The sequence below is a fragment of the Pauljensenia hongkongensis genome (assembly GCF_001746855.1).
In the GTDB taxonomy this organism is placed as follows: Bacteria; Actinomycetota; Actinomycetes; order Actinomycetales; family Actinomycetaceae; genus Pauljensenia; species Pauljensenia hongkongensis.
Genome location: NZ_CP017298.1, coordinates 1,284,452 through 1,292,906 on the forward strand (window position 1 = coordinate 1,284,452; position 8,455 = coordinate 1,292,906).

The following is an 8,455-nucleotide window of genomic DNA, read 5'->3' on the forward strand; positions in this document are numbered from 1 at the left end:
CGCGGGCGCCCTCCGCAGCCGGAACGGCGTCCGCGCGCAGTGCGCGGGGCATCCACACGCCCACCGCCTCGAGCGCCGCCCGGTGGCGGACGAACACCTCGCGGGGAGTGCCCAGAGCGATGCCCCTCCCCCGCGCGTCCAGTGCGAGGACCTGGTCCACCCAGGGCAGGATCGGGTCCAGGTCGTGGTCGATGACGATGACCGCGGTCCCCTGGCGCGCCAGGTCGGCCACGAGGTCGTAGAACCGTTGCGACCCCTCGGCGTCGATGGTGGACGTCGGCTCGTCCAGGACCAGCAGGGGGGTCCGCATCGCCAGGGCGACCGCGATGGCGAGGCGCTGGCGCTGGCCCCCGGACAGGATCCACGGGTCCTTGCCGCCCAGTCCCGCCATGCCCACTGCGGCGAGGGCGGCGTCGGCGCGCTCGGTGATCTCGTCGCGCCCGAGGCACAGGTTCTGCAGGGGGAACTCGACTTCGGAGCGCACGCTCCTGGTCACCACGGCCGCGTCCGGGTTCTGCCCCACGTAGGCGACCGTCCCAGCGAGCACGTCGGCGGGCGCGTCGGCCACCTCCTGCCCGCGCAGCGCGACGCTGCCCGAGTACTCGGAGGGGATGGAGTGGGGCACCAGCCCGCAGCAGGCGCGCACCAGCGTCGACTTCCCGCATCCCGACGGGCCGATGACCGCCGTCACCCGGCCCGCCAGTTGCTCGAAGGACACGTCGTCGAGGACCCACGCGTCCCCACCGATGTAGTGGACGGACAGGGACTCGCAGGCGACGAGGGGGTCAGCGGGCATCTCGGTCGATCCCGACGCCCGCCATGTTGAGCAGTCGCGTGGCCCCCAGCACGAGCAGGCCGCCGACCACGCCCGAGGCGACGCCGATGGCGACCAGCAGCGCGTTCATGTCGGAGCCGATGAGGGCACCCATCGAGGCCACGTAGAGAAGGCTGTTGAGCAGGCCGAAGCAGGTGGCGCACGCCATGAACATCCGCCAGTCCCAGAAGCGGTAGAAGGTGAGCAGCAGCGGCAGCTCCACGAAGGCGCCTCCCAGGAGGCACCCGACGATCGCGGCGGGGCCCACCGGTGTCGCGACCATCCCGATGAGGCCGTAGAGCAGTCCGGCGACGATGGCGGCCCCGGGCCTGCGCACGATGGTCACGGGCAGCAGGAAGTCGACCGCCCACAGCCCGATGAGGCCGACCCCCAGGTAGACGCCCCGCTGCGTTCCCGCCGTCATGACGGACACGTAGTTGATGGGGATGAAGATGATGCAGTTGCACACGACCAGCGCCGCGATGGTCATGAGGTTGCGGGTGCCGAGCACCGAGTCCACGAGGCCCTTGCGGGCGGAGGTGCGCACGACCCTGCTGGTCGGCCCGGGCTCGGCGCCGGGGAGCGCTTCATTCGGAGTTTCAGACATTGTTATTCCCACTGTTTCAGGGCCCCATAACTTCACATAGGCCCACCTCAATCAACTATAGGAGACCCAGCTCTCATTTTCTACCCCTTTTCCGCTGTGACGGCGCGGCGGATCCCATCTGAGCCAAAAGCCCCCCATGCCCGCGCAAAACTTTGGCATACTTTGATGACGGCCCAGCCGCCCCGTCCACCCGAGCCGCATGGCACTAGGAGCACCCGTGTCCGAGCAAACGCAACAACCCCCATCAACGACCGCCCCCGGCCTCGGACGCACCGTCGCCGCGTGGGCAGTCCACGCACTGACCATCTCCGGGCTCGTCTGGGCGGCCCTGGCCCTCCAGGCACTGCTCAACGACGACATCGCCCTCATGTGGCTCTGGTTCGTCATCGCCCTCATCGTCGACGGCGTCGACGGGACCCTGGCGCGCAAGGTCGGCGTCCGCGAGGTGATCCCGTGGTTCGACGGGGCGGTCGTGGACAACCTGGTCGACTACCTCACGTGGACGTTCCTGCCCGCGCTGTTCATGAGCATGGCGCTCCCCTTCGGGCCCGCCCCCGTGCCGCTGCTGATGATGATCCTCATCATCGTCTCCTCCGTGTTCTGCTACGCCAACGACGGCGAGAAGTCGAACGACAACTACTTCGTCGGATTCCCCGCCGCGTGGAACTGCGTCGCCATCGTCATGTACGTCCTGCAGACGCCCGCATGGGTCAACATCATCGCCACCATCGTCCTCGCCGCCCTCACCCTGGTGCCCATCCACTACACCCACCCGGCCCGGGTCAAGCGCTTCCGCGCTATCAACATCGTCTCAGTGGTCCTGTGGCTCTTCGCCTGCGGCGCCCTGGTGGTCCTCTACCCCGTCCAGCCCCTGTGGCTCCTGATCGTCTTCTGGGTGGGCGGCGGCTGGTTCATGATCTCCGGATTCATCCGCACCGCCACCGGCGAGGACAAGTAGGCCCCGTCGGCCCGCCGCCCGGGACCGCGCCGACCCGGCGCCCAGGACCGCGGGCAGCGCGGTCCGCAAGCGACCAGGGGCAACACGGCCCCGCGCTCACAGTGACAACGCGCGTTCACACGACGGACCCGCGCTCACAGGGTCGGCCCATACCTTCCCCCATGGGGCCATAACCAACGTTTACACCCCCTTGGGGGAACTACCCCCTGGGGAACCACTGCCCCCGCCGGGGCCACGAGGCTGACGGGCCGCGGCCAGAGCTCTGCCACCGCGCGGAGAGTGGAGGACCAGCACGGCTCGCCAACGCCCCCCTATCCCGACTGGCCGGGACCACGTTCCACGAGGACCGCGGCGATGCCGACGACCTGCGGATCAGGCTCGGCCAGGATCCCGCGGCCGAACGCGCGCCGACCCGATCAGCCGAGGCTCGGAGCGAGTACTCGGCCCGCCGCCCCACATGCCAGAACATAACATCTACCACATTAGTGGTCTAAATCACATAGATAACGCGCGACACGCGCGTTAAAATTAACACACAATGACCGGTTCCGCCCGAAAGGGTCCAGGGCCGGTCCTCTTTATTTCAGAGGAAAGCAATGGAGCCCAAACCGTTCAAGTCAATTGACGAGCAAATCCGCATCTTACAGGAGGGGAATGATCATCGATGACGCGAGTCGTGCGAGAAACGCCCTGGAGACAATCGGATACTACAAGCTGTCCGGCTATTCCTACCCATTCCGAAGAAAACGAGAGGGGACCAATGAGATCGCTGACGAGTTTACGGAAGGGACAACCTTCGAACAAGTGCTCGCCGTTTACATCTATGACGAGACCTTGCGCGAAGCAACGGCTCACGAGCTGTCGCGAACTGAAATCGCCTTCCGGGCATTGATCGGCCACGAACTCGGGAAAACCGCTCCACACCTCCACCTTATGCCCCACGAACTCGGCCCCAAAGCCTGGGACAAGGACCGCGCAAGGCCCACGGAAGAATATCGTCGGTGGATTGAGCACTACCAGACCCAGCTAAGCACCTCGGACGAGGACTCGGTTCTTCACTATAAGTCGAAGTACCGCGGAGTCCTGCCGCTGTGGGTGGCTGTACAGGTACTTGACTGGGGAGCATTACGCACACTATTCAGCTTCGCAACCCGGAACCAGCAGGAGGCAATTTCCGAGAAGATCAGGATAACAGCCGCGGAACTGAATTCATGGCTTCGCTGCCTAAATATACTCCGCAACATTTGCGCGCATCACGCACGATTATTCAACCGCAATTTCAGAAAAACACCAAAGCTGCCCAACACCCCTCACCCCCTCGCTTACCTAAAGGAGTATGTAAACAACAAAGCGCATCCCAGATGGGGGAACCGCTGCTTTCTTCAACTTACTCTCGTGCAGTACCTCCTACACGAGACGGATCTGGGAGATGCGCGCACATTGCCTAGGACGCTTGCAGCATTCCCTCCAGTGGGCCGGCTTTCTCCCTCCTCCATGGGCGCGCCTCAGGACTGGCATTCCCTGCCTTTTTGGGAGAATTGAAGGGACCTCACCTAACTGATTGCACTGCCTCCCCAATCGCATACAGACCAAGAGTACTCATAACTGTCCCGTAAGCACCCCCGTAACTGCCTGACGCACTGCCGAGGCGTGCGGGACTCCGGATCGGATCGGGACGCCAATGCCGGTTACCGTTCCTACTCCCCGGCGGGGCCATAAACAAAAGTTATGGCCCCGCCGGGGGAATACACCACCCGCTGCGCCTCGACCCGATCAGCCGGGGCTCGGAGCGAATGCGCCACGCGCCGCCCTGACTGTGCAGGGGCGCTCGTCGGCGTATCGTCTCCCTGTCGTCCCCGAAGCCGGGGTACCCGAACGCGCAGGGGTGCTCGGGCACGTCAGAACCACCGCCCACTGCGCCCCGGGACCAGCCGCTCAGAACCGGTCCCGCAGCACCGCCTCGGAGCGCTCCCGCAGCCCGGCGAGGTCGGCGACCCAGCCTCCGCCGCTCCCCTCTGCCGCCAGCAGGTCCACGCCTGCCACGGCCAGCAGGTCGCCGCCGGTCGTGCCGATGCGGACCGCTTCGACGCCCTCGGCCTCGGCGGCCGCGAACACGGCGGGCAGCGCCGCCTCGGGGACCGCCACGAAGGCGCGCGCCTGGGATTCGGAGAGCAGCATCTCCAGGTCCCCTACCCCGTCGCGCCGGGCGGCGGAGGCCAAGTCGAAGGACCCGCCGACGCCGAAGCGGAGGGCGGAGTCGACCAGCGCCTGCGCGAGGCCGCCGTTGGACAGGTCGTGGGCGGCGCGGACCAGCGGCCGCCCGTCGGGGCCGTCGGCGGCGCTCAGCGCGCGCAGCACGTTCCCCAGCGCCACCTCGGCGGGCAGGGAGACCTCGGGGGGCACTCCGCCCAGGTGCGAGTGGGCGATGCGCGCCCACGCCGAGCCGTCGAACTCCTCGCGGGTGGTGCCCAGCAGGACCACCGCCAGCCCCTCCTCGGTGAAACCGGAGGGGTTCACACGCGCCACGTCCTGCACGATCCCGAGCATTCCGACGACGGGGGTCGGGTTGATCGAGGAGCCGATCCGGCCCTTGACCGTCCCCGACGAGTTGTACAGCGACACGTTGCCGCCGGTCACGGGGATCCCCAATTCGACGCAGCCGTCGGCCAGCGCGGTCATGGCCGTCACCAGCTGCCACATGGCGTCCGTGTCCTCGGGGCTGCCGAAGTTCAGGCAGTCGGTGATGGCGACGGGTTCGGCGCCCACCACGCAGACATTGCGGTAGGACTCGGCGAGCGCCTGCCTGGCCCCCGCCGCGGGGTCCAGTTTCGTGTACCAGCCGTTCGCGTCCGTGGACAGGGCGACCCCCAGGCCCGTGGCCTCGTCGACGCGGATGACGCCCGCGTCGTCGGGCTGGGCGAGGGCCGTGTTGCCCTGCACGTAGCGGTCGTACTGGTCGGTGACCCACGCCTTGGAGGCCTGGTTGGCGTCGAAGAGCACCGCTTCGAGGTCCTCGACCAGCTCCGCGCGGGTGGCGGGCCTGCGCAGGGGCTCCGAGGTGGCGGCCCGCAGGTCGTCCTGCCACGCGGGGCGCGCGTAGGGGCGGTCGTACACGGGCCCCTCGTGGGCGACGGTCTTGGGGTCGACGTCGACGATGCGGTGCCCGTGGTGGTCGATGGTGAGGCGCCCATCGCTGGTGAGGCGGCCGATGACGGAGGCCTCCACGTCCCACTTGTCGATGATTGTGAAGAAGCGCTCCCGGTCGGCGGGGGCCACGATCGCCATCATGCGCTCCTGGGACTCGCTCATGAGGATCTCGCCCGCGGTCAGGGTGGGGTCGCGCAGCAGCACGTTCTCCAGGTCGACGTGCATGCCGGAGTCCCCGTTGGAGGCCAGCTCCGAGGTGGCGCACGAGATCCCGGCGGCGCCGAGGTCCTGGATGCCCTGGACGACCCCGGCCCCGAAGAGCTCCAGGCAGCACTCGATGAGGACCTTCTCCATGAAGGGGTCGCCCACCTGGACGCTGGGCCGCTTGGCCGGCATGCCGTCCTCGAAGGTCTCCGAGGCCAGGATGGACGCGCCGCCGATGCCGTCGCCGCCCGTGCGGGCGCCGAAGAGGACGACGAGGTTCCCCTCGCCGGTCGCGTTGGCCAGGTGGATGTCCTCATGGCGCAGCGTCCCCACGCACAGGGCGTTGACCAGGGGGTTCCCCTGGTAGGAGGGGTCGAACTCGGTCTCCCCGCCGATATTGGGCAGGCCCAGGCAGTTGCCGTAGCCGCCGACTCCGGCGACCACGCCGTGGACGACGCGCGCGGTGTCGGGGTGGTCGACCGCGCCGAAGCGCAGCTGGTCCATGACGGCGACGGGGCGCGCCCCCATGGAGATGATGTCGCGGACGATGCCGCCCACCCCGGTGGCCGCGCCCTGGTAGGGCTCCACGAAGGACGGGTGGTTGTGGGACTCGACTTTGAAGGTCACGGCCCAGCCGCCCCCGATGTCGACCACGCCGGCGTTCTGGCCCATTCCGACTAGGAGGCGGCGCCGCATGGCGTCGGTGGTCCGTGCGCCGAACTGCTCGGACAGGTGCTTCTTGGAGGACTTGTAGCTGCAGTGCTCGGACCACATGACCGAGTACATGGCGAGCTCGGCGTTCGTGGGGCGCCGGCCGAGGATGGCGCGGATTCGCTGGTACTCGTCCTCCTTGAGCCCCAGTTCCCTCCAGGGCATCTCCTTGTCGGGGGTGGCGGCGGCGTCCTCGACCGTGTCGTGCAGCTCGCGGGGGTTGGTGGGGGTGGCCTGGGCGGTCATGCTTCGCTCCGTTCGTACATTGTTTCACGAGGCGGGGGCCGGTCCGCTCCTCGCGCGGACCCGGGGCCCTCAGCCTGCCAGCTGGGCGAGGACGGACTGGAAGATCCGGAGGCCGTCGGTGCCGCCGTGGTGGGCGGCGGCGGCGCCGTCGTGGGCGAGGGGGCCGAAGCCCGCCTCGGCGGCGTGCTCGGGGTGGGGCATGAGGCCGACCACGTTCTCGGCGTCGTTGGCGACTCCCGCGATGCCGTTCGCGCTGCCGTTCGGGTTGGGGCCCGCGTAGCGGAAGACGACGCGGCCCTCGCCCTCGAGGCGGGCGAGCTCGTCGGGGGACGCCTGGAAGTTGCCCTCCCCGTTCTTCAGGGGGATGGTGATGAGGTCGCCCGCGCTGAACCCCCGGGTCCACGCGGTGCCGGGGTTCTCGACGCGCAGCTCCTGGTCCCGGCACACGAACTTCTGGTGGTCGTTGCGGATGAGGGCGCCGGGCAGCAGGTGCGACTCGCACAGTATCTGGAAGCCGTTGCAGATGCCCAGGACGGGCAGGCCGCGCCCGGCCCCGCGCACGATCTCGGCCATGACTGGGGCGGTGGCGGCGATGGCCCCGCAGCGCAGGTAGTCCCCGTAGGAGAAGCCTCCGGGGACGACGACGGCGTCGACGCCGCGCAGGTCGGCGTCCTTGTGCCACAGCGCCACGGGCTCGGCCCCCGCCAGGCGCACCGCCCTGGCGGCGTCGCGGTCGTCGAGGGTGCCGGGGAAGGACACTACTCCGATGCGCGTCACCGGGCGCCTCCCGCGTACCGGGCGTCGGCCTCGTCGATGGCCTCGACGCGCACGACGTCCTCGATGATGGGGTTGGACAGGACCTCTTCGGCGGCCTTGCGGGCTTCGGCGAGGAGTTCGCCGGTGACGGGCCCCTCCACACTCAGGTGGAAGCACTTGCCCTGGCGCACGGCCTGGAAGCCCGTGATCCCGAGCCTGGGCAGCGCCGATCCGACGGCCTTGCCCTGCGGGTCCAGGATCTCAGGCTTCGGCATCACTTCCACGATGATTCGCCCCACGGCGTCCCTCCTTGTGTTGTCGGTGAGGATCCCGCCGCGCACCTCGCCCGGCGGGCAGGTCTGCTAGAGGACGGGGTCGGCGCCCGTCAGGCGGCGGTAGGCCCCGGCGTACCGGGCGGCGGTCGCGGCCACCACGGAGTCGGGCAGCGCGGGCGGGTTCTCCCCCGAGGCGCGGTCCCACCCGGATCCGGCCGAGGCGAGCCAGTCGCGCACGTACTGCTTGTCGTAACTGGGGGTGGGGCGCCCGGGGCGCCACTGGTCCGCGGGCCAGAAGCGCGACGAGTCGGGGGTGAGGATCTCGTCGGCCAGGACGATCCGCCCCGTGTCCGGATCCAGGCCGAACTCGAACTTCGTGTCGGCGATGATCACTCCGCGCCCGGCGGCGATCCCCCTGGCCCTCTCGTACAGGGCCAGGGAGGCGTCCCTGAGGCGGTCGGCCAGTTCGCGCCCCACCATGGCGGCCGCGCGCTCGAAGGTGATGTTCTCGTCGTGCTCTCCCGCCCCGGCCTTGGCGGCGGGGGTGAAGACCGGGGTGTCGAGGCGGGACCCCTCGGTGAGCCCGCCCGGCAGCCCGATGCCGCAGACGGCGCCGGTGCGGCGGTACTCCGCCAGGCCGGAGCCGGTGAGGTACCCGCGCACCACGCATTCGATGGGGACCATGTCGAGGCGGCGGCACACGACGGCGCGCGCGTCCACGGCGTCGGGCACGGCGC

8 protein-coding genes are annotated in these 8,455 nt (G+C 69.0%); 2 read left to right on the forward strand and 6 right to left on the reverse strand.

Going from position 1 to position 8,455, the window contains the following annotated elements; translation table 11 throughout:
- Both BH719_RS05345 and BH719_RS05350 read right to left on the reverse strand, forming a co-directional pair.
- Positions 1-796 (reverse strand): energy-coupling factor ABC transporter ATP-binding protein (locus BH719_RS05345; protein ID WP_009743751.1); only part of this gene is annotated, 796 nt, incomplete at its 3' end.
- Positions 786-1,421, reverse strand: coding sequence for an ECF transporter S component (locus BH719_RS05350; protein WP_009743752.1), 636 nt, complete (start codon positions 1,419-1,421; stop codon positions 786-788). The genes BH719_RS05350 and BH719_RS05345, both read right to left, overlap by 11 nt.
- 199 nt (positions 1,422-1,620) lie before the next feature.
- Between BH719_RS05350 and BH719_RS05355 the strand changes: the two genes are divergently transcribed.
- Together BH719_RS05355 and BH719_RS09110 are read left to right on the forward strand one after the other, a co-directional pair.
- Complete coding sequence (locus BH719_RS05355; RefSeq protein ID WP_173647181.1) at positions 1,621-2,379, forward strand: CDP-alcohol phosphatidyltransferase family protein; 759 nt, start codon at positions 1,621-1,623, stop codon at positions 2,377-2,379.
- Positions 2,380-3,033: 654 nt separating this feature from the next.
- Positions 3,034-3,921, forward strand: a complete 888-nt coding sequence (locus tag BH719_RS09110) for an Abi family protein (RefSeq protein ID WP_009743754.1) — start codon at positions 3,034-3,036, stop codon at positions 3,919-3,921.
- Between the two features lie 393 nt (positions 3,922-4,314).
- On the opposite strand, the gene purL is transcribed toward BH719_RS09110, so the two are convergent.
- From purL to BH719_RS05375, 4 genes are all read right to left on the reverse strand, one after another.
- Positions 4,315-6,687 carry a phosphoribosylformylglycinamidine synthase subunit PurL gene (gene purL, locus BH719_RS05360; protein ID WP_009743756.1) on the reverse strand — a complete coding sequence of 791 codons (2,373 nt, stop codon included), beginning with the start codon at positions 6,685-6,687 and terminating at the stop codon, positions 4,315-4,317.
- A 69-nt stretch (positions 6,688-6,756) separates the two neighbouring features.
- A complete protein-coding gene (gene purQ, locus BH719_RS05365; RefSeq protein WP_009743757.1) occupies positions 6,757-7,464 on the reverse strand; it encodes a phosphoribosylformylglycinamidine synthase subunit PurQ in 708 nt (235 codons plus the stop codon).
- Complete coding sequence (locus BH719_RS05370) at positions 7,461-7,742, reverse strand: phosphoribosylformylglycinamidine synthase subunit PurS (RefSeq protein WP_034219562.1); 282 nt, start codon at positions 7,740-7,742, stop codon at positions 7,461-7,463. Before BH719_RS05370 ends, purQ begins: the two co-directional genes overlap by 4 nt.
- Positions 7,743-7,805: 63 nt before the next feature.
- Positions 7,806-8,455, reverse strand: a 650-nt coding sequence (locus BH719_RS05375; RefSeq protein WP_009743759.1) for a phosphoribosylaminoimidazolesuccinocarboxamide synthase, incomplete at its 5' end; no start/stop codon positions are given.

Excerpts from the sequence above, each read along its gene's own strand:
- BH719_RS05355 (WP_173647181.1), top strand. The coding sequence starts at position 1,621 with ATGGCACTAGGAGCACCCGTGTCCGAGCAAACGCAACAACCCCCATCA.
- purL (WP_009743756.1), bottom strand. The coding sequence starts at position 6,687 with ATGACCGCCCAGGCCACCCCCACCAACCCCCGCGAGCTGCACGACACG.
- BH719_RS05350 (WP_009743752.1), bottom strand. The coding sequence starts at position 1,421 with ATGTCTGAAACTCCGAATGAAGCGCTCCCCGGCGCCGAGCCCGGGCCG.
- BH719_RS09110 (WP_009743754.1), top strand. The coding sequence starts at position 3,034 with ATGATCATCGATGACGCGAGTCGTGCGAGAAACGCCCTGGAGACAATC.